This window comes from Trichocoleus sp. DQ-A3 (assembly GCF_039961975.1).
Lineage (GTDB): Bacteria > Cyanobacteriota > Cyanobacteriia > Cyanobacteriales > FACHB-T130 > FACHB-T130.
Genome location: NZ_JAMPKC010000008.1, coordinates 71,408 through 93,304, shown reverse-complemented (window position 1 = coordinate 93,304; position 21,897 = coordinate 71,408). Strand labels below are relative to the sequence as shown.

17 protein-coding genes are annotated in these 21,897 nt (G+C 44.3%); 5 read left to right on the top strand and 12 right to left on the bottom strand.

The annotated features are described in order from the left end of the window. Window positions 1–6 precede the first annotated feature (6 nt). From lhgO to hpsE (NDI44_RS14590), 11 genes are all read right to left on the bottom strand, one after another. On the bottom strand, window positions 7–1,221 hold the full coding sequence (gene lhgO, locus NDI44_RS14640) for an L-2-hydroxyglutarate oxidase (protein ID WP_190412203.1): 1,215 nt from the start codon (window positions 1,219–1,221) through the stop codon (window positions 7–9). 53 nt (window positions 1,222–1,274) lie between these two features. Then, window positions 1,275–2,048, bottom strand: coding sequence for a glucose-1-phosphate cytidylyltransferase (gene rfbF, locus NDI44_RS14635; protein ID WP_190412202.1), 774 nt, complete (start codon window positions 2,046–2,048; stop codon window positions 1,275–1,277). A 309-nt stretch (window positions 2,049–2,357) separates the two neighbouring features. Then, the gene (locus tag NDI44_RS14630) at window positions 2,358–2,705 is read right to left on the bottom strand and encodes an SMR family transporter (protein ID WP_190412201.1); all 348 of its coding nucleotides are present in this window, start codon (window positions 2,703–2,705) and stop codon (window positions 2,358–2,360) included. A gap of 45 nt (window positions 2,706–2,750) precedes the next feature. After that, window positions 2,751–3,335, bottom strand: a complete 585-nt coding sequence (locus tag NDI44_RS14625; protein WP_190412200.1) for a YqeG family HAD IIIA-type phosphatase — start codon at window positions 3,333–3,335, stop codon at window positions 2,751–2,753. A gap of 67 nt (window positions 3,336–3,402) precedes the next feature. After that, complete coding sequence (locus NDI44_RS14620; protein WP_190412199.1) at window positions 3,403–4,383, bottom strand: decaprenyl-phosphate phosphoribosyltransferase; 981 nt, start codon at window positions 4,381–4,383, stop codon at window positions 3,403–3,405. 564 nt (window positions 4,384–4,947) lie between these two features. Then, entirely contained in the window at window positions 4,948–6,363 is a 1,416-nt protein-coding gene (locus tag NDI44_RS14615; RefSeq protein WP_348235293.1) for a glycosyltransferase family 87 protein, read from the bottom strand. Window positions 6,364–6,511: 148 nt separating this feature from the next. Further along, window positions 6,512–7,816, bottom strand: coding sequence for a hypothetical protein (locus tag NDI44_RS14610; RefSeq protein ID WP_190412197.1), 1,305 nt, complete (start codon window positions 7,814–7,816; stop codon window positions 6,512–6,514). A 40-nt stretch (window positions 7,817–7,856) separates the two neighbouring features. Continuing rightward, entirely contained in the window at window positions 7,857–8,723 is an 867-nt protein-coding gene (locus tag NDI44_RS14605; protein ID WP_190412196.1) for a glycosyltransferase family A protein, read from the bottom strand. A 74-nt stretch (window positions 8,724–8,797) separates the two neighbouring features. Beyond that, entirely contained in the window at window positions 8,798–9,967 is a 1,170-nt protein-coding gene (locus NDI44_RS14600; RefSeq protein ID WP_190412195.1) for a glycosyltransferase, read from the bottom strand. Between the two features lie 185 nt (window positions 9,968–10,152). Then, window positions 10,153–11,130: a hormogonium polysaccharide biosynthesis glycosyltransferase HpsE gene (gene hpsE / locus NDI44_RS14595; protein WP_190412194.1), complete on the bottom strand. Its 978-nt coding sequence runs from the start codon at window positions 11,128–11,130 to the stop codon at window positions 10,153–10,155. A 124-nt stretch (window positions 11,131–11,254) separates the two neighbouring features. After that, window positions 11,255–12,283: a hormogonium polysaccharide biosynthesis glycosyltransferase HpsE gene (gene hpsE, locus NDI44_RS14590; protein WP_190412193.1), complete on the bottom strand. Its 1,029-nt coding sequence runs from the start codon at window positions 12,281–12,283 to the stop codon at window positions 11,255–11,257. A 900-nt stretch (window positions 12,284–13,183) separates the two neighbouring features. On the opposite strand from hpsE (NDI44_RS14590), the gene NDI44_RS14585 reads away from it, so the two are divergent. Further along, window positions 13,184–13,375: a hypothetical protein gene (locus tag NDI44_RS14585; RefSeq protein WP_190412191.1), complete on the top strand. Its 192-nt coding sequence runs from the start codon at window positions 13,184–13,186 to the stop codon at window positions 13,373–13,375. 101 nt (window positions 13,376–13,476) lie between these two features. On the opposite strand, the gene NDI44_RS14580 is transcribed toward NDI44_RS14585, so the two are convergent. Then, window positions 13,477–14,952: a leucyl aminopeptidase gene (locus tag NDI44_RS14580; RefSeq protein ID WP_190412190.1), complete on the bottom strand. Its 1,476-nt coding sequence runs from the start codon at window positions 14,950–14,952 to the stop codon at window positions 13,477–13,479. A gap of 145 nt (window positions 14,953–15,097) precedes the next feature. Here NDI44_RS14580 and NDI44_RS14575 point away from each other — a divergent pair, with 145 nt between their 5' ends. The 4 genes from NDI44_RS14575 to NDI44_RS14560 all read left to right on the top strand — a co-directional run bounded on the left by NDI44_RS14575 (window position 15,098) and on the right by NDI44_RS14560 (window position 21,710). Then, complete coding sequence (locus NDI44_RS14575) at window positions 15,098–16,204, top strand: class I SAM-dependent methyltransferase (RefSeq protein ID WP_190412189.1); 1,107 nt, start codon at window positions 15,098–15,100, stop codon at window positions 16,202–16,204. 48 nt (window positions 16,205–16,252) lie between these two features. Beyond that, window positions 16,253–18,484, top strand: coding sequence for a transglycosylase SLT domain-containing protein (locus NDI44_RS14570; protein WP_190412188.1), 2,232 nt, complete (start codon window positions 16,253–16,255; stop codon window positions 18,482–18,484). Window positions 18,485–19,239: 755 nt separating this feature from the next. Beyond that, the gene (locus NDI44_RS14565; protein ID WP_190412187.1) at window positions 19,240–19,449 is read left to right on the top strand and encodes a hypothetical protein; all 210 of its coding nucleotides are present in this window, start codon (window positions 19,240–19,242) and stop codon (window positions 19,447–19,449) included. After that, a complete protein-coding gene (locus NDI44_RS14560) occupies window positions 19,446–21,710 on the top strand; it encodes a transglycosylase SLT domain-containing protein (protein ID WP_190412186.1) in 2,265 nt (754 codons plus the stop codon). The genes NDI44_RS14565 and NDI44_RS14560 overlap by 4 nt, the downstream gene beginning before the upstream one ends. Window positions 21,711–21,897: the final 187 nt, after the last annotated feature.

Genomic DNA, 21,897 nt, shown 5'->3' with positions numbered 1-21,897 from the left:
CAATTCCTAAACGCTAACAGTTGTTTGTAGGGGTTGGGGTTCCGGAATTTGCTCTACGATTGCTTTGCCAATTTCCAGGGAAGAGGTAGCCGCGGGGGAAGGCGCATTGCAAACGTGGACGGAGCGATCGCCTTTAACAATTAAAAAGTCGTCTACTAACTTGCCATCGTTCATCAAAGCTTGAGCGCGAACCCCAGCGTGGGTGGGAATTAGGTCATCCGACTGCACTTCCGGAATCAGCCTTTGCAAGCTACGCACAAAGGCGGCTTTACTGAAGGAACGAATAATTTCCTGAATGCCTTCGTCGGCGTGTTTTGCTGCCAATTTCCAGAAACCGGGATAAGTCATCACTTCCGCAAAATCCCGCAGATTAAAGTCTGTCTTTTTGTAGCCTTCACGCTTGAGGCTGAGAACAGCATTGGGTCCTGCGTGGACGCTTCCATCAATCATCCGGGTGAAATGAACGCCTAGGAAGGGAAAATCTGGGTTAGGAACCGGATAAATCAGGGTTTTGACGAGATAGCGTTTTTGTGGCGTGAGTTCGTAGTATTCTCCCCGGAAAGGGACGATTTTCGCTTGTGGATCGACGTTTCCTAATTTGGCAACGCGATCGCTATGCAGTCCGGCACAATTGATGACAAAGTGCGTTTCAAACGTGCCGTTATTTGTCTCAAGTACCTGATTCTCGCCCGTTCCAACAATTTTCTCAACTTTGGTATTGAGGCGAAGTTCTCCACCTTGGGCTTCAACTAGCTCAGCATATTTCCGAGCCACCTGCTTGTAATCGGCAATCCCGGTTGCGTACACCCGAATACCCGCGATACAGGCGACATGAGGTTCAATTTCTTTGACTTCCTCTGCACTAATCTTGCTAATTTTTAACCCATTTTCCAAGCCGCGTTGATAGAGGCTTTCTAACCGTGGCAGCTCTTTTTCCTCCGTTGCCACAATTACTTTGCCGCAGACTTCGTGTGCAATGCCATGCTCTCGGCAGAATTCTACCATTGAGCGGCTTCCTTCTCGGCAAAATTTAGCTTTGAAACTTCCTGGTTTGTAATAAATGCCAGCGTGAATCACGCCACTATTATTGCCGGTTTGATGATACGCCCACTGGCTCTCTTTTTCCAGCACCACTATACGGGCAGAGGGATAGCGTTTGCCCAAAGCCATTGCTGTAGAAAGTCCAACAATCCCGCCGCCAATAATTGCAAAATCATACATAAGAATTTTTGCCCCTGCAACTGAAATGGATGAGTGTTTATCCTAAAAATTTGTTACCAAACTTTCCAAGGAGCATTCCCACTCTTCCAAAGTTCTTCTAGGTAGTTCTTATCTCGTAAAGTATCCATTGGTTGCCAAAAACCAGGATGTCTGTAAGCAGCCAGATGTCCATCTTGAGATAATTTTTTCAGGGGTTCTTGCTCCCAAATTGTCGAGTCATCTTCAATATAATCAATGACTTCCGGCTCTAGAACAAAGTAACCCCCATTAATCCAAGCACCATCCCCTTCAGGCTTCTCCCGAAAAGTGGTAATTTTATGTTGATCGGGTTCTAAAGAAATCGCTCCAAAACGTCCCGGTGGCTGAGTTGCAGTCAAGGTTGCTAAACACTTTTGCTCTCGATGAAAGTCTATTAGCTCTTGAATATTGACATTCGCTACGCCATCTCCATAAGTAAAGCAAAAGGTTTGATTCCCAATATGCTCTCTAACTCGCTTTAAGCGTCCTCCGGTCATCGTTTGATCTCCGGTATCTACCAACGTGACTCGCCAGGGTTCGGCATAGCCACAATGCACATTCATTTGGTTAAACCGCATATCAAACGTGACATCGGACATATGTAAGAAGTAGTTGGCAAAATACTCCTTAATTACGTAGCCTTTATAACCACAGCAGATAATGAAATCGTTGATTCCATAAGCTGCGTAAATTTTCATAATATGCCACAGTACAGGTCGTCCACCAATTTCCACCATCGGCTTTGGTTTGATTGTGGTTTCTTCCGTGAGTCGAGTTCCAAGCCCTCCAGCTAGTATCACTGCTTTCATGCGATCGCCTCTTTATTTCATGAAAATGAATCTATACCTTTAGATAGATTCATGTATAATAGAAATGTATTCTTAGTCGAAAAAATCAATTTTCTCTAATTAAATATTCTAAGCGGAAAATACTGAGATATCTGTAAAGATACAGTAAACAAATAGAGGGTCTTTATTAAAACTTTAAAAAGTTGATCCTCTAGTAGTTTTAAATTTTTAACTCATAAAAACAGCAAAAAAATCGCAAAATCGACTAATTTTGCGATTCGAGCTTGTAGGCTAGAGCAGTAGCCTAGAAGGTTGCCGATAGAATACTAACTATGTTATTGAAGACAATCTGCCAAAAGCGATCGCGCAAATTCCACTGATCATCAATCCCACTCCCACCCAATCAACCGGAGAAACTTTCTCCCTGAGAATAACTGCTCCGGCAATCGTCGTTGCTACCACCGTTAAGCCAATCACCACTGGATAAGCAACTGATAAATTAAACTTCCCCAAAACTAAAATATAGAAAACTGTACTGAGACCATAAACTAAAATCCCACCCAGCAAGTAAAGATTTAAGGGATTTTGACCGGCTCCCAATTTTAACAATGTTTGTGCGAGAGTATTTAAGCCAACGGTCAGCAAGATTAAAAAAGGAAATAGAAGATTAGCTAACATAAACAACGACACTTTCTTGGATATTCAGCTTGCTTAAGCCATCGCTTAATAAAAAGAATCAAAATCCCAAAGCTCGCGGTCGTTAGGCCACGGTGTTTGGACTCGTTTTCCCAGGAGTTTTTCCCACCATCGAAAGGGATGAGGAAGCGTGGCAACTTGGATGCTCGCACAGCCGCTTAGCCATGCCCCTAACACATCTGTATGACGGCTATCACCAATAACGACAACTTGTTTTGGTTTAAGCCGCATATATTTGATGGCTTTACGGAAGGCAAAAGGAAAGGGTTTCTTGGCTGGGTTGATTGCTGGAATCTCTAAACGATGGGACCAAGCTTTTACCCGATACCGGCGCTTGCCATTCGAGAGAATGAAAAATTGAAATCCTTGTAATTTTGCCTGTTCGATCCAAGCTTCGGCACCAGGAGACACGTAGCGATCGTCTTCAGAAACAATGGTGTTGTCTAAATCGATAATAATCCCTTGAATTCCGCAAAGCTTTAGCCAGTCAAGCTCTATGGCTGCCAAGCTGTACGCCTCTCTCGGAAAACTGTAAGGCCCCTGGTTGACAGCCGGTTTTTTAGATTTTTGTTTAACAGAGCGGGAAAAGAACAGAGACACTCGGTTTAACATTTGGTCATTTCACTCACAGCCACAACAAGTTCAGCCACAACAAGTTCAGAGACTAACAACTCAAAAATTACTCGATTAGCCCTTGACGTTTCAGGAATAGAATGACAAAGCTGGTAACGATCCAAGAGAGTACCGTCAGGAGAATCGGCACGTCTTTTAATAAAATTTCCTCCGGACGCTCAGTTTGTCCTCCTTCGTCATCGATATCACTTCTCCGAGCGATTTCTTGCGGATCGCTCAGTAGCTGATAGCGAAAAACCCCGTATAAAACAAAGGGTAATGTAAGTAACATCCAAGGTGTTGATGCTCCACGAACTTGAGGTCCGGAACTCCAGATCGCGTAGGTCATGACTGCGCCGGTTGTCACCGTATTTTCCATGCGGCTGAGTAGAGGCAACGAGTAGCGCTTCAGTACAGACCGGGTCTTGCCACCTCTAATTGACAATAGCCGCAGTTCTGCTTTGCGCTTTTCCACACCCAGAAACAAAGCCAGCATAGCAGTACACAGGAGAAACCAGGGGGATAAAACAATGTTTGTTGCAGCAGCACCTGCATAGGCTCGCAAGACAAAACCCATTGCGATCGCAATAATATCCAAAATCACAGTCCGCTTCAGCCGCAGGTTGTAGGCAATTTGCAGCAGTGCGTATGCGGTGATGGTTGCTCCCAAGTAGGGCGATCGCAACCAGCCGACAATTAAACCAGTACCCAGCAAACAGACTGCCATTACCATCGCCACTGGTACGCTGACTAAGCCTGCGGCAATGGGTCGCTTACTCTTGACTGGATGTAGACGGTCAGCTTCTACATCTGCAATGTCATTGAGTAGATAGAAGCTACTCGAAGTCAAACAGAACAAAGCAAACGCCAGTAAAGAGCCTAGCAAAGATTCCAGATTAATACTGAAAGCAAACAAGGGCGCTGCAAAAACAATCAGATTTTTTGTCCACTGGCGTGGTCTTAAAGCTTTAATATAAGGAAATTTTATAGAATTATCAGCTAGCTTAGTTGAATTTTGTTTATCACTAGGAAATCCGGGAATTTTCATTTGCTTTTAAACCTTTTTTCTGATAGAAATAATTTTTTAGGAAGATTCACTGCAAAACGAAGTTTTGCAGTAACCCAGCTTGTAGTAAATACTACAGTCAACAACACCACGGTTTAAATGACTTTTATTCCCAAGCTGTGGATGCATCTGTATGTAGTCAATGATTTCCGCCTTTAGGACTTAATACCCACTTTACTCTCCTAAGTACCAAGTCCTCCAGTAAGCAGCGCTGCTTTCATGCAATAACCTCGTAATTCTCACAGAGAGTAGCTTTTTTATCTAGATGTACCAGTTTAAGCCGAGATTAAATAAGAAAAAATTTAATCGCTTATTCCGTAATGATTTTAGTCGAAAAATCGTTAATAAACTATCAAGACTCCATAAATATGCATTCTTTTATATAAAGATTTGGCAAAGAAGGCAATTTCTCACCTAACTTCCTAATTTGGTAAGAGCATCCGAGAAAAATACGCAGGTAAGTTGCACAATCGTTGATAACTAGTTATGTTAAGTAGGCTCTGATAATTTTAAAGGTTATTTGCAGCAGTTCACTACTAATTATTACTACTCCATAACTACGTTATTTTGAGGGTTATCGTTACTCTCATTTATCTCATATTTCGTACCCCTTAAAATGTATAGACATACTAAAACCATCAAACCGCCAGCCAGTAGATAAGACAGAAAAATGTTTAAGGGGAGAAAAGCTATTTTTTTGTACGCTAAATCCTTAGCGATCGCAAAATAATTACTGGTTAAGAAATAACTTATAGCCAGGAAATAAATCGTAAACTTTCCTAATACTTTTTTGGTTAATAAATAAGGAAGTAAAAAAGCATAAATTGGCAAAAGAATCCCATAATGATGTTCCCAAGCAATTGGAGAAGCAATTGTAGAGGTTAATGCAATAATAGAGAAATCCGTGATACTTCCTTTCTCACTCGTTAGCATTGGCAAGAATAGAGCCGCTGAAATTAAAGCGATTGAACTTAGTACTGTTCCCAAGTAAACCCAAGGGTTATAGGGCGGGAAAGAATTATGATTAAAGTTAAGAATGGGAGCGTTAAATAGCAATCTATTTAAAACACCATTAATTGATTGGTTTGTAAAAAAAGTTTCGCCGTGCTTGGAAATAAATGATAATACGCTTAAGTAGTTAACATGATCTGCAAAGCCGATTAAGGATATTGAAACTATCAATCCAAGCAAGCTTGTGGCGATAAATCCCAGAGTAAAGCTCCATTGCTTACGCAAAATTCCCCATATCAAAATCAGAGCATACTGGGGCTTAATCAGGCACATTATTCCTCCTAAAATGCCTGCGATTTTTTTCCTATCTGTCATCCAACACCAAAAAAGCACAGCAAACAAAGCATTAAGCCAACACTGAATTTGCCCTAATGTATAGGCTTTCACTACTGGGTAAAAACTCAAACTTAAACAAACTAGGAAAAAATTGATAGCAATTCGCTCGAATCTGGATATGGCTACGTTTTCTTTCCATTTGTATTTTTTTAAACTTAAATTAAATATTTGAATAACAAAAAAAATCGTTAAAATAATAAAATTCCATGAAATAAATTTTAAATTATTAAATATGGATAATCCAATATTTCCTAGAAATTCCTCAACTACATTTGTTTTTAGAAAATAGAAGACTAGCAGAGAGCTAGGGGGATACTGAAATTTTGTTTGTTCTTCAAAAAAAACCTTAGAGTATAATAATTGCTGATGCTCGGATTGAATATAGTTGAACGCTTCTAGCATGGGTTCCCATGAATCATTGATGGTTCGCCCGTACCGCAAGAAGATTTCAGTTCTAGATAATCCTAGGTCTTTCCACTCTGTAGAAAACAGGGTTATTAATATAAAATTAACGACGACAACATTAGCAAACGTAAAGAGCAAGAGGTTTCGAGTTAAAGGATTTAATCTTCGCCAATAGTTCAGTAAATTGACTAAAATAAGCGAAAAATACATATGCTTCTTCTATACTCCTTGATTAGATTTGAATTTGAGATTTTTGTTAGTTCGCTTTTTTAGCCCTATTAACTCCTTTAATCAGTTCAAGCTAGCTTACAGCAAATTCGCAATACTTAAATATGCCCTATCTTGACTACGAAACTCGTTATACTTTGTTCAAGCTTAAATTTGATTGTTGATACAAGGAAACTAACGTGTCAACGAATTGTGCATTGTTTAAAAGTTGGGTGATTACAAACAGTAATAACAAGGCATTTGATACTTTTGAGCTAATCCCTTCTGCATGACTATAGAATTTTAGAGAAAGAGCCATCCAACTCAATACTAAAAAAGTCCAATTCGGAGTAAACAAGAACAGCTCATAGTCTTTTCCATAAATATTATGTAGTAAAAAATTAAATGAAATACAAAAAATTAAACTCCTCATTATCGGCATTTTATCGGCGCGAAACTTAATAAAGGCATAAAGACTCCAAAGGAGTAAAACTGTCCACAGCAAAAAAGCGATAATGCCTGGTATATAAAGTGCTGTAATAGATGGAGGATCGAAGTTCACCCAAGGTGCAGGTGCAGAATTAAGTTTTACCCAAGAAGGTGGGTTATCTTCAATAGTTCTCCATATATGCGGCTTAATGGCAATAAAATTGAATATAAAAATATATCCTAGCAATTTTAGGATTCTCGAAAAAATACTGCTAGATTGATCGGGCAAATTTACATAATCTCCCTCTTTAGAGTAATAACTTCCTGGAATAAAAAATAGATCGACACTTGGATATATCAACTTCTGCAAGAGGTTCAAAGCAATAGCACCAGACAAAACTAACCCGATGAAAATAATCAGTTTTGTAAAAACTTTTTTATTAAACCTACCCTGATAGATGCTGAAAAAATAGGCAATAATCCCCTGCACTACGTTACTTATTACCATGCCGAGCGCAAAAATAGTTGCTGGAACCATGTAGATTAAGCTGCCTGGGTAAGCAACTGCCAGCAAATAAATAATAATCAGACTACAGGCAGCAAAAATAAACGTATCGGGAACCGAGCTGAAAAATATATGAGAGGTAGATAATCCTAAGATAGCTGAGTAGAGAATGGCGTGAAAAGGCTTAAACCCCAGTTTCTGGAAAAAAACTAAGGTTAAAACAACGCACACAGCTCCAAAAAAGGTACTAAATAGTATGCCAACAATTTCCCCAGAACCAATTATTTTTTTGAGTAAAAATCCTAGAGGATTAAAGACAAGAATAAATAAAGGATGAGTATGAGTGCGCCAAAAATTAATTTTATACGTGGTTAGTTGAGTAATAACTCGATGATAATCTGAATGAAATAGTAAGTCGGAACGCTTGACTCCAAGTACTCCGGTAAAAAAAAGAGACAAACTGGAGAAAAGGTAAAGTATCCAAAAGGTTAGAAATGTTCCAACTCTAATTCTTGAAAACATTTAAGATTCTGTCCTGTATCTCAGACAATAATTGCAATTCTTAGAAGGCTAAAATCCGGTACTTGACGCAACCTTGTAAACGTCCTATGCGCCAAGCCAAATCTTTTACCCATTTACTACGGGTTTCCTTAATGAATACTTCTTTTGGAAGGCGCTTTAACAAGTGCAACCAAGCTTTTCCACTGGTCTTCCATGAAAGCTGGGGCATACCCAAGGGTTGATACTTTTTATATAGAAAAACATCATACTCTCCCCACAGGCGTGCCTGCTTGTACATACCGTTCAGAGTGCTGCGGAGCCGGTAATGAACAACTGCGTCTTTTACAAAGTGAAGTTTTATCCCGGCAAGTTGGAGCCGCCAACAATAGTCTACATCTTGCAGTCGGATCATGTTTTCATCAAAACCGCCGATAGATTCATGCAGAGAGCGTTTAACACCAAGATTGCAGCTACCTGCAAAAGGCAGATAAGGAGGATATTTGTATTCCAGAAGCCCATTCCGCTGCTTAAGTGTATAAACTTTTTGTACCCAAGGTTCGTTAAGCTTTTGATATTCAAGGCGACCTGCTACAAATTCATACTTCGAGAGCGCTTCGCCCATAGCAGCAACCCATCCAGGAGCCACTTCGTCGTCAGCATCGCAGAACACCAGTGCGTCGCCAGTCGCCGCTTTTGCAGCCGTATTACGTGCAAAGGAACGCCCTTGCTGTTTAGATGAATCAACGATGCGGAGATTGGGTAACCGTTCTTTATATTGTTCCACAATTGCTAGTGAATCGTCAGTGGAGCCGTTATCGGAGATAATTAATTCCCATGAGTCAAAGTAGTCTTGGTTTGCCAATGCTTCAAGTTGAATTGCAAGGGTATCTGCTGCATTAAAACAGGGAATAATAATACTTAACTTCATAAATCAATCTTCCGCTTCGCACCCGTATCTATATTAAGTAATTTTATGTACTGGCTACTTAATATATTTGACACCTATTCTCTTTGCAAGTCATCTTCAACTTTATCTAAGACTTTAGTCACAACCTCCTGATATCGAGTTAGGCTAAAAGTATTCAACGCTTTCAGGCGAGTCTGTTCCCAGTCCACAGGAGGGGCTGTACCATTGACGATCGTAAGAATTGTTTGAGCGATTGATTCACCTGTCGGTTCGCAAGTCCAAAAGTCTACTTCTGGGTCGAAGAATTCTTTTAAACCAGGAAAGTTCATATTCAAGGTTGGTATTCCCATTGCAAGGGATTCGACTAATTTATTGGGGGTTGCACTATTACGCGCCCTTTCGTTATTACCAAATACACCTAAGGCTAGGTCGCAATTTTCTACTAAATATTTAGGTAGAGAGCCATCAGAAAACTTTAAATCTTTTCTAAGAAAAACGCGATCGCTTAGTTCCTCTTGCTTGATTTTCTTTTCGTAGGCATGAAACCGTTCTGCATATCCAGATCCATAAGCACCAAATAAATTGCAAGTAAACGGTATCTCTTTTTCCTTTAAAATTTTCATGGCTTGTAATATATTATCTACTCCGTGTAGAGGAAGAATTGTTCCCCACCAGCAGATATTTAGGATATCATCCCCCATAAATTGTCTTTTAAGGCTTAGTCTAGATTCGGTAAATAAAGGAGCAATAAAAACTTTATTTTGATCGAGTTCAACGTCTAAAACTTTTGCCCAGTAAGCAAGTTCATAAGCGGACAGGTGAATGATATAATCTGTTTTTGTAAACGCTAGGATATCTTTCTTCAATATTTCTTTGGCTGCTTTACTTCCTTCTTGAATGTCATCTTTATTTCTTACATAAGTGTCATACATCGATATGTATGGTTCTATGACCACTTTATTTTTAAAGATTTTTGACACCCACAAAGCACTTTGAATAAAATTAGCGCTCATTGGCAATACGTAGATTACGTCTGCCAAAGCAGCTTTTACAAAAAGCTCTATAAGATAAAATTTAGAGAAAACTTTGCGAATAAATTGAGTAAAAAAGGTTTGTCTTCCTCTTCCTCGGAGGTAAAAATCTGGATAGACGAAGGAAACATAGTATCCAGAATCCAACAAAAACTTGAGCAAATTTTCGCAACGATAAGCTCCATGTACATTTCCATAGAGCAAAACCTTGATTTTTTTCTTGAAAATTGACATGGTTGATGCAGCTACCCTTTGAAAAACCAGTTCAACCAGGCGAAACTTAGCACGTCTATGTCAAGTTTAGTTCAATAGACGTTCGTTTGATTAATTGAACCTTATTAAAAGTCAACGGTTATGAGCTTAATAAAATCAATTAACAAAATTCCTCGAACTACTTAGTTGTAATTCTTGTATTTCTACTAATTTTTCCCCGTTAGAAATTTTATTTGCATACTTTTTTTCAAAAAATAAAATGGACTCACTAAACTGCTCAAGAAAAATTCCATTTCGCAAGCAGCAACCAGGTCAGTTTTCAACTTACCTCTATATTTAATTAGTTGAAGAATGGCTCTACGCAGGTTTCCTAAAAGGATTCTGGTAATAATAATTGGCTTTTGCCAATTATTAGCATTAATCATGCGTAGCTGACAAATACTTAAGCCTACCCCTCGAATCAGGGTTATTAAGTAATCTTTCTCTAACCGCCACTTGGGAATTTGATGATAAATACACATTTCGGGGTTGTACCAAATTTCCCAACCAGCGCGTCCGATGTAGAGTAGCGCTTCAAAATCTTCTCCTTTGGCTGCCAAGGATGACCCAACTGGTCCCTGAAGAACAAGTTGAGCGGGAACGTTGTCTAGCCACACTTGCTTTTGGACAACTAATCCGGCTCCTGGAGGAAGGCTTAAATTCTCCGGGTCGTATAGATTAGGTTTTGAACCTCTTTCTTTCAGTGCCAAAAAAGATTGAATTCTTTCAAAGTTTTCTGGCGGATAAACTTCAAATTCGCCTTTTATCTGACCTCCAAAAGCACCTGCTTTTGGATGAGATTTCCCGAAGGAGTAGGCTGCTGCTACCCAATTTGGGTTCGGAAAATTATCATCATCCAAAAAACCAATAAAAGTACCTCTTGCTTCCTTAATGGCGCGTAGTCTTGCAAACACTGCGCCTTGCTGTGGCTCAAAGTAATACATGAGCGGATATGCTTGAGGCCAGTTAGATTGATATTCTTGAATGATTTTGGCGGTGTTGTCAGTGCTATTGTTATCGACGACAACCACTTCCCAAGAAATCTGCTCGGTGCCTACCTGCGATCGCAATCGCTCCAAAACGGCTGGTAGAAGCTTTTCCCCGTTGTAAGTGCGAATTGCTACAGTAAAGTCTACCTTAGACATATCTACAAGCCCAGCCCTGATTGGGGTTCAGAAGTTGCCTTCAGAGTAGCCGTGGATTGAGCTAGCGTCAACCCCCACGGCTAATTGTTGTCTCCAGTCCAATTTTAAATTTAACCAACCTTTCTTATGGGGCAGTAGATACTTTGCGATCTACCAGTCCCGGTAAAGAATTAATGTCTTCTCTCAAGCCAAATATTTTAGCTTGTCCAAGTTCTAAGTATTTATTTTTGAAAAGGAAAAAGGGACTAATCAAGCTAGATAACAGTAGTTCCCGCTCGCAAGCCGCAATCAAATCTCTTTGATCTCCTCGATATTTAATCAGATGGAGCATTAGTCTGCGGAGATCGTTGAGCAGGTAAGCTGGAAAAGCTACAGGTCTTTGCCAGTTCTTCAGACCGAGCATCCGTATGTGATACCGACTTAAACCCACGCAACGGATGAGAGAAATTAGGTAATCTTTTTCCAATCGCCAGCGGGGAATTTGATGGTAAACACGCATTTCGGGATTGTACCAGATTTCCCAACCCGCGCGCTGAATATGCAATGTGGCTTCCAAATCTTCGCTGGCTAACTTAGCTTCTCTCCCCTTGTGATTGAGGACGAGGCGCTTAGGCACGTTCGCAAGCCAAGCTTGCTTGCGAACCACTAATCCTGCCCCTGGAGGCAAGATCTTCTTGCGTGGTTCGTAAAGGCTGGCTTCCGCACCTCGATCCACTAATGCCAAGAAACAAGCGATTTTTTTAAAATTTTCAGGTGGCTCGATTTCAAAATTTCCTTGGATTTGGCTACCGTAGGCACCCGCTTCTGGATGCGCTTGACCGAAGGCATAAGCAGCAGCAACCCAGTTAGAGTCAGGCAGATTGTCATCATCTAAAAAGCCAATTAAAGTGCCTCTGGCTTCTTCAACAGCCCGTTGGCGAGCAAATGCAGCTCCTTGCTCAACTTCCAACGTGTAGTGTAGCGGAGCAACTTCTGACCAGTTGGCTTGATATTCTTGAACAATTTTTGCGGTTTTGTCGGTGCTGTTGTTATCAACAACAATAATTTCCCACGAAAAGTGTTCGGTGTTGATCTGCTCTCTGAGTCGATCGAGAACTTCGGGTAAACGCTTTTCACTATTAAAGGTGGGAATGGCTACTGTAACGTCAACCATAAGTTTTGACCGGTTTTTTGAGTAGATAGATGCCGATGTTGTGTTAGTAGAGCTTGGGTGAGAACACCAACTTCAAAACGATGCAGATTAGTAGTACCTACTGCTCTTGCACTGTCCCCTGAATGGCGTGGGGTACGTCAAGCTTTGTAGGAGGCCTACTAAATCTTCCCCGCGATAATACTTAAGTAGACTGACAGCGGAGCGGTTGCTGGGTTAAGCGATCGCTCTCTCGTTGCAGTCAACCTCAGTTATCTTGGTTAAATCTACACCATTGGATCGGGATTTTTACGGAAAAATTTATTAAAGCTTCATAAGATTTTACCCAATACTTACGAACTCATCTATACATGGGTTAAGTATCTTTACTCAAGCTTTAAATTTCCGGGTTTTGTAGGGGTTCTTGTGAAGTTTAGATAAAGTTAGATTAAAAGGATCGCCAAAAACGACTTTTATCGTCAGTCCATATCTTAAAGAGATGCGCACGTAATATCATCTGTAATAAGACATAAATGGGATTCGGCAATCGAGCCTTTGGGTATACCCGTATACTTCACAGTGGCGAGCGAGCAGATAAATTGCCTAAATTCTCGTGGTGTTGGGGGTAGCCCGCAGGCATCCTCTGGCAGTGAGTCTGGGTTCAGCAGTGATCGACTCCAAGGGTACAGCAGAAATTAGCGAATCCCTGGACGTGGGACACGGCAAGCCGTCTACTTCACCCTGGCGGGAGACACGACCTAATTAGGCTCGTTCCGTTAAAATATTTAGAAAAGTAAATCTTTAATGTCTTTGAGTTGGAGGGTGCGGCTTCTCCCCTCAAAATGTGCTGAGTATTGAGCATTCTCTTGCTTGGCTCAGTTCTCAATCCCGAACAAACTGGGGTGTAGGTCGCGCAAGTATTTGATGAATTCAGAAAACCGCAAATTTACACCGGAACAATCTCCGTCGCAGCCAGAACCAGTGCCGCAGCTCAAGCGCACCGTTCATCCAGACAGTCTGAAATTCATGAATATGGCAAAAGAGATTCTCGATAGCCCTGCTGTTCAACAAGCTGTTGAGGGTGAAAAGCAAAAAACAAAAGACGGGAACGAATGAGTGATTGAGGAAAAGTAGGGACACAGGCATTGCCTGTGTCCCTACGACAACTCACCATTCCCGATTACCAAGCCTTGGATAATCGGGATGTCTCTGAGATATCAGTGGCTCAGGACCCAGTTAACGAGAGTGCGGACACCGTAACCCGTAGCACCGGAATTGTTGACACCGTTCTCTTTATCCGCCCAGACGGGACCGGCAATGTCGAGGTGCGCCCAAGGTGTCTCTTGGACGAACTGCTTTAGGAATAAGGCAGCCGTAATCGAACCACCCGGACGAGGGCCAGTATTTTTCAGATCGGCAATCGGCGACTTGATGCCTTCAAAGTATTTCTCTTCCATCGGCATCCGCCACAGCTTTTCACCTGCCTTTTCTGATGCTTGCAGCAACTCTTGAGCAACAGTGTCATCGGGGGTAAACAACCCAGCAATATCATCGCCTAGTGCAATGACGCAAGCACCCGTCAGGGTGGCTAAATCGACAATGGCATCAACGCCGAGCTTTTCCGCAAATACCAGCGCATCGGCTAAAGTCAATCGACCTTCCGCATCCGTGTTGTTCACTTCAATCGTTTTGCCATTGGATGCCTTGAGGATGTCGCCTGGGTGCATGGCGTGACCGCTGATCATATTCTCAGTGACGGCTGAGATAAAGTGAACTTCAACATCTGGTTTGAGTTGACCAATCGCCTTCGCCGCGCCGAGGGTAGCCGCAGCACCTCCCATGTCCATTTTCATGGTTTCGATGCCGCTACCCGCGCCCTTAATGTTTAGACCACCCGAATCGAAGGTGAGACCCTTGCCGATGATAGCCACTTTCCGGCGGGGTGTTCCTTCTGGCTTGTAAGTGAGATGGATGAATTTAGGGGGCATATCGGAAGCTTTGGCAACACCGAGGAACGCCCCCATGCCCAATTTTTCGCACTCTTCTTGTTCCAGAATTTCCAACTGGAGGTTGTGATGAGAAGCGATCGCTTGTGCGGTTTGAGCCATCGTTATGGGAGTGCATTCATTCGGCGGTGCAGCAACCAGTTCCCGCGCCAGAATCACCCCCGAAGATAGGAATTGAGCGCGATTAATGGCTTCTTCCTGACCTGCCAATCCGAGTAAATCCACCCGCTCTAGCTGCGGCTCCTTATCCTCCGGTTCTGATTTAAAGCGATTATCCTTATGAAGAGCTAGCAGTATCCCTTCAGCGATCGCGCCAGCCGTTGCATCGGGTGCCTGATTCCACACCGGCAGGCTAATCCCCAGGATTTTACTCTTTTCCTTCTTCGCTAACCGCGCGATCGCCGCACCAATTCGCCGCAGAGTATCCGGTTGAAAAGCCTCTGCTTTCCCCAGTCCTACCAGAATAATTTTCCGAACCGGGCTACCCGCACCCACGCGGGTGACGGCACTACTCCCTTCTTTTCCCTTAAATTCTGTTTCTGCAATCAGTTCGTTCAGCGTACCGGCAAACTTCTCATCCAGCACCGCTAAATCGTCTGTCACCTCTACCGCATCCTCAAAAAAACCAAGGGCGAGAGCGTCCCCAGCCCAGTCCAAACGCGGCGTATCAATCGCTCGAATATCCATCCCCGGCTCTTACCTTAAAGCACTACCTGTAACAGTATTGCTCAAAAATCATCAACAAGACTCGTCTGCCCACCCGCGTAACTTGTCCCCTGTAGATACACTTTATAGGAATACACTTTTTCCGATTGGACTTAGGAGCGGATTGATGGTTTCAAAAGCTAGGGGAGAACCCCAACCTCTTTCGTCGCCATCCAATGCGCCAGTTCCTAGCAACCAGTCGGTAGCCCGCCCCGATCCGAGCGTGCTACAGCAAGATCTCCAGAGACAGTTTAATCATCATTCCTCTGCCCGCGGTGAACTGACGATGCCCTGCGTGCCATCAATGCTAGATTATGCACTCAATCGGCTAGTGCGGCTGTTTGAGGCGATTGGTCGCCAACTCTCTCCTGAAGAACTGCAAAAATTGCGCGATTTGATTGCATCTAATATTCAAGAAGGTTTTCTGGCTTCTCCTCATGCTCGATTAGTCATTCAGTACCAACCCGATCCTACTTCCTTAAATAGCCTCACCTGTAACGTCTCAACCAGGATTTTATCGGTTGCCCAGGAGTACCAGCAGTGGATTCAGAACCGAGAGCCGCCCCTATTTGGTAGTCACCCAGACGCGAAAGTCATGGCAACGGCTGCCCAATTTAGAGATCCGGGTCGGAACCCAATTCTTGATGTGGGAGCAGGAACAGGTCGCAATAGCCTTCCCTTGGCGCGAAAAGGCCATCCGGTTGATGCTTTAGAATTGACTCCTGGTTTGGCGGAACAAGTGTTAAATGCGGCAGTGGCGGAAAATTTACCGATTCGAGTCATCCAGGGTGATATCCTCGACCCCTTGGTGAGAATGCGACCCGCTTATTACAAATTCGCAATTGTGGCGGAAGTGGTGTCTCACTTCCGGGATAACGATCAAGTCCGCTTACTCTTGGCGAAAATGTGCGATGTTATCCAAGGTAGCGGTCTGTTGCTGTTCAACCTCTTCTTAGCTGTGGATGGATATGAGCCAAACGATCGGGTGCGGGAAATGTCACAGGTAGCGGCATCGTATATCATGACGCGATCGGAGCTGAAGCGAGCGATGGAGGACTTACCTCTGGAAATGCTGTCAGATGAGTCTGTGCTTGATTATGAGCGCGCTCACCTTCCGCAAGAGGCATGGCCCCCAACTAATTGGTTTGTATCCTGGACGAGCGGACGTGACGTGTTTCCCATCCAAGAAACCCCTCCGATGGAGCTGCGTTGGATTCTCTGTAGACGGTACTAACGGAATACAAGGTTGTTGCCCTTTTTGGGTTGGTAAGGATAAGGATCGATGCTAAAGCTTGCACAGAAAAATAAAATTTTGCTAAGTGTTGGAGCCGGACTACTAGCGCTAGTCGCTGGAGCAACGCTGTCAGTCCCGCAATTAACCAGTTGGCTGGAGAAATTAACCCCGAACGGTCAGTCCCCCGATAAAACCCTTTTGAATCCGGGGAGCCAATCCAAGAATTCTGTTTTGCCATTGGCGTCGCTACCGGCAGCACAGCGGGTCGCACAATTAGAAGCGATCGCCAATGGCACCCCATCCCCAGAACGCAATCGCGCCCGCTATCTGTTGGCGAACGATTCGCTCCAACAACAGCAGCCTAAAAAAGCGATCGCGTCTTTGGAAGGATTGGAGGCAGACTATCCGGTTCTTGCCCCTTACATCGCCCTGAAACGCGCCCAAGCTTACCAACTTGCCGGGGACAAAGCAAAAGCTACCGCAGCTTGGCAGAATTTACTCGAAAGTTATCCCGATAATCCCGTCGCCGCAGAAGCGTTGTTTGTGCTGGGGCAAACGAATCCGAAGTATCGAGAACAAGCGATCGCTCAGTTCAAAAGCCATCCGCGCACCCTGGAAATTGTGCGTTCTTCCCTGAGTAAGAATCCCAATCAACCCAGATTACTCTTACATTTAGCCAAAAATGCTCCAAGCGACCCTGGCATTCTCCCGATTCTGGATCGGCTGGTGACTTTGCAGGAAGTGGCGCTCAAACAGCAAGGTACAGGGCTACTCAAGCCAGAAGATTGGCAAGCGATCGCTTATAGCTATTGGGAAAACGGTCAGTACCGCAAAGCCGGACAAGCCTACGCCAAAGCCCCCCGCACCTCCCTCCACGCCTACCGCATTGGGCGCGGACTCCATCTCGGCGAGAAACGAACCGAAGCGAAAATTGCTTATCAACAGATGATTCAGCAATTTCCCGATGCCAAAGAAACCGGACTCGCTTTGAGGCGGCTGGCTTCTTTATCATCCCAGCCACCGGAAGCGATCGCCTATCTCGACATCGTTATCCGCAAATTTCCCGACGAAGCCGGTGAGGCACTCCTCGCCAAAGCCGAAATCCTCGATCGTCTCAACAGCGACAAATCAGCTGCGGAAGCTCGTCAATTGCTCCTGACTAAATATGGCAGTTCCGATGTCGCCGCAGAATACCGCTGGAAAGTCGCCCAAGCCAAGGCGACGCTAGGGGATTTCTTAGGGGCTTGGCAATGGGCGCAGCCAATCGCCAACCAAAACCCCGATCATATTTTGGCTCCCAGAGCTGGCTTTTGGGTGGGTAAATGGGCCGCCAAACTAGGGCGTCAGCAGGATGCAAAAGCCGCTTACGAACACGTCCTAGCGAAATACCCCCAGTCTTACTATGCATGGCGATCTGCCGTCTTGTTGGGCTGGGACGTTGGTGACTTTACCACCGTGCGTCAATTGTCCCCGCAAGTAGTGCGACCCACCGAGCATCCCATCCTCCCCGCCGGATCTGAAACGTTGAAGGAATTGTACCAGCTCGGTCAAAAATGGGATGCTTGGACGCTCTGGCAGGCAGAATTTCAGAACCGGATGCAGCCAACCGTTGCTGAACAATTTACTAACGGCATCATACAGGTGGGATTGGGCAACCACCTGAAAGGAATGAACCTGGTCTCGACTCTAGAAGACCGAGAAACACCCGAAGAGCAAGCTGAATACAAAGCAATCCGCAAACAACCAGTTTACTGGCACACCTTGTATCCGTTCCCGTTCTTGGAAATTATCGAAAACTGGTCGCAACAGCGCCAGCTCAATCCCCTGCTTGTCACCGCCCTGATTCGGCAAGAGTCCCGATTTGAGCCAAAAATTCGTTCGGTTGCGGGTGCAGTTGGCTTAATGCAGGTCATGCCCGGAACCGGCAAATGGGTGGCGGATAAAATTGGCGTCAAGCAATTTAACACCGAAAATCCCAACGATAACGTGAAGCTGGGTACCTGGTTTTTAGATTTTACCCACAAGGAATACAACAATAATTCCTTGTTAGCGGTTGCCAGTTACAATGCGGGTCCCGGTAATGTATCGAAATGGCTAAAAGAGAAAGGGCCATCTATCGATCCTGATGAATTTGTCGAAGAAATTCCCTTTGAGGAAACTAAAGGCTACGTTAGACAGGTGTTTGGGAACTACTGGAATTACCTTAGATTGTACAATCCACAGGTTGCCCAGTTGGTCGCCAAATATTCGGATGGTCAGCCAACTGCACTCAAAAATTAATCAAAGACTTCTTGCAAAAATCTTTTAAATCGTGTAAAAGCACAATTTTATTTAGCCTGCTCTCGTCTGGCTTTGTCATTTTTGCAAGAAGTTTCATATATCCTGAAAACTTGAAGAATTTTTAAGCATTTCTGGGCAGCTTCTAGCAGGTAATATCTGCGGCTATCCAGTGATTGCTGAAACATCTGCGTGTCTACTCTCTGTTGGGGGATTTTCTCCCAGATGTGAGGGGATAATATAAATTTTTCATGAATTTGTGTTAATCAATTTTGAACACTGTTGTTCTCATAGAAGCGATCGCTTGCTGCCTAAAATTTCCTCACGCCCACTGACGGGGATCACTAATCTTCGGCTGTTCGCTTAAATCGATTATCCTGGTTTAGATAGAGTTCCATGTCAATGGCTGCTGAGTGAAGCAGTCAGCGAGGGAGCTTGTATCACCCAATAACCAGCGAATTCAAAGAGTTTTGCGCTTGTGCTTCATTCATTAATCGGGCACCAGCAGCGACTGCTTTGTAAGAGCTGTCTAACTTCAACGTTTATTGTTTAGTTCCATAAGCATGATGACCGCGAATCAGGCTACCGGAACCCACGCGCATGATGGCACGGCTACCAACTTTAAAATTAGGCTCTCAAATCAGGGGCTGCAAAATACTCGCGAGCTTCTCATCGCTCAAATTTAGAATGCTGGTCAATTCCATCGCTTCCTTAAATCATCCAAATGTCAGGGGATCTCCCTCAAGTGCAAACGCGGCGTGTCAGTCACGCTTTCCTTCCATTCTTTTTTCTCTAAAGGATTTTTACCTATTAGCGATAAAGAGTCAACGAGCCGCCAGTTACTAGAAGGATGGCTTGTCAATAATACGACCAGTTTGGTCTTCCATCTGGAAAAAGCAAATAACGAAATCGACGTTACTGAAATGCCAGATGGAGGGAGCAATGTCCGCCGCCAGGAGGTTACATGAGGAAGTCACGCTCGATTTTTGCTCGGAGAAAGTCACAGTTTAGTTTTTCTCGCCCCTATCAATCTAGACGGAGAAACAAAGTCGCGATCGCTGCGGGTGTGGGACTAAGCGCAATCCTTTTGGGAGCAACCTTTTTGCCAACTAAGTATGGCGTCTGGCTGGAAAAAGTAGTTGGCTGGGTGCCGATGCATGGGTACGGCAGTTTCTTGATGTCGGGAAATCAGATCGACAACTCTGCGATTGTGTCTTTAATCTCGCTACCCCCACAAAAGCGGGCATCACAACTAGAAGCGATCGCGACAGGGCCAAGATCCCTCGACCGCAGCCGCGCCCGTTATCTCCTAGCAAGCGATCTGATTGCCTCCAAACAGGGAGAAAAAGCACTGGAATGGTTAAAAGGATTAGAGTTTGAATATCGCGTCCTAGACGGACACATTGCTCTTCGGAGAGCGCAAGCTTACGAACTCACCGGCAACACCCGAAAAGCCAAGGCAGCTTGGGAAGGTTTGTTAAAACACCATTCTCAAGATCCCGTGTCAGTCGAAGCTTTATATGTGTTGGGGAAGACGGAACCGAAATATTGGGAAGAAGCCGTTGAGAAATTTCCCAGTCATCCCCGTAGTCTGGAAATCGCCCACGCCTTACTCAAAGACAATCCCAACCAAGCAAAATTGATGGTGTCGCTGGCAAAGTATGCCTTTGACACTCCAGGAATTACTTCAGTGCTAGATAAGTTGATAGGTTTGCCAGCAGAGCAACTCAAGCCAGAAGTATGGGAAGCGATCGCTTTAGGCTACTGGGGAAACCGGAAATACGGTCAAGCCAGTACTGCTTATGCCAAAGCCCCCCGCACCCCCCACAACGCCTACCGGGTCGCTAGGGGACTCGATCTCGCTGAAAAGAAAGTAAAAGCCCTCCGCGCTTATAAAGAGGTGGTGCAAGACTTCCCAAATGCTGACGAAAGTGCAACCGCGCTTATCCAGATCGCCAAAATCGGTCCCGCTATCGAGGCGGTTCCTTATCTCGACCAAGTTATCAGTCAATTCCCCGACCGAGCTGGCGAAGCCATCCTATTAGAAGCGAAAATTCTCGATAGTCTCAAAAGTTCCGAATCCGCAGCTGCTGCGCGTCAATCATTACTCACCAAATATGGCAATACCGATGCCGCGGCAGAATATCGGTGGAAATTGGCTCAATCGAAAGCGCGTGGTGGAAATTACCAAGAGGCGCTGCAAATCGCCAAGCCGATCGCCACTCAGAATCCTGATAGCGAATTAGCTCGTCGGGCGGCTTTTTGGGTGGGTAAATGGTCAAACAAGCTGGGACGCAAGCAGGAGGCGAAAGCAGCTTTTGAGAACGTCGTGGCGAAGTATCCCCAGTCTTACTATGCTTGGCGGTCTGCCGTCATGCTGGGCTGGGATGTGGGAGACTTTAACAGCCTGCGTCAGCGAGATCCGAAAGTAGAATGGCCTGCCAAGCGACCGTCATTGCCCGTGGGTTCTGCTGCTTTACAAGAACTTTACCAAATGGGTCAAGGCAAAGATGCCTGGAGGCTCTGGCAAGCGGAGTTTGAAAACCGGGTCAACCCAACGGTGGCAGAACAATTTACCGATGGTTTGCTTCGGCTCAATATGGGAGACCACTTGCAAGGAATTGCTAAAATCTCCAGCTTAGAAGACCGTGAGAACCCGGAGGAGCAAGCACAGTACAAAGCTCTAACACAACAAATTGCTTACTGGCAGGCTTTGTATCCGACGCTTTATGTCGAAGCGATTGAAAACTGGTCTCAACAACGTCAACTCAATCCCTTGCTCGTGATCTCTGTCATCCGACAGGAATCCCGCTTTGAGCCAAAAATCCGTTCCACTGCCGGTGCGGTTGGCTTAATGCAGGTGATGCCGGAAACCAGTAAATGGGTTGCCGAAAACATTGGCCTCAAGAAATATAGCCTGGAAAATCCTAACGACAACGTTAAATTAGGCACCTGGTATCTGGATGAAATTCACGATCGCTACAAAAATAACTCCATGTTAGCGATCGCAAGTTACAATGCCGGTTCTGGTAATCTGTCAAAGTGGCTCCAAGGCAAAAAAGTCAGCGATCCAGATGAATTCGTCGAAGCCATTCCCTTTGATGAAACGCAGGGTTATGTCAAAAATGTGTTTGGCAACTACTGGAATTACTTACGCCTGTACAATCCGAAAATCTCCCAGCAGGTAGCAAAATACTCCGAAGGTCAGCCAACCGCATTCAAAAATTAAAAATTGGAATTTGCACTTAGGCGCGATTAAAGATCGCTCTTTAGGGAATCGGGAATTGGAAATTGGTAAAAACCCATTTTCGATGACCGATTCCCCATTACCAGCTTTTAAGAGTGGCGTTGATTTCCATTTCTGTGCTTTGTTCAATTTTTAAGGGTCGGTGAGCCATGCGCGATCGCACGGTACG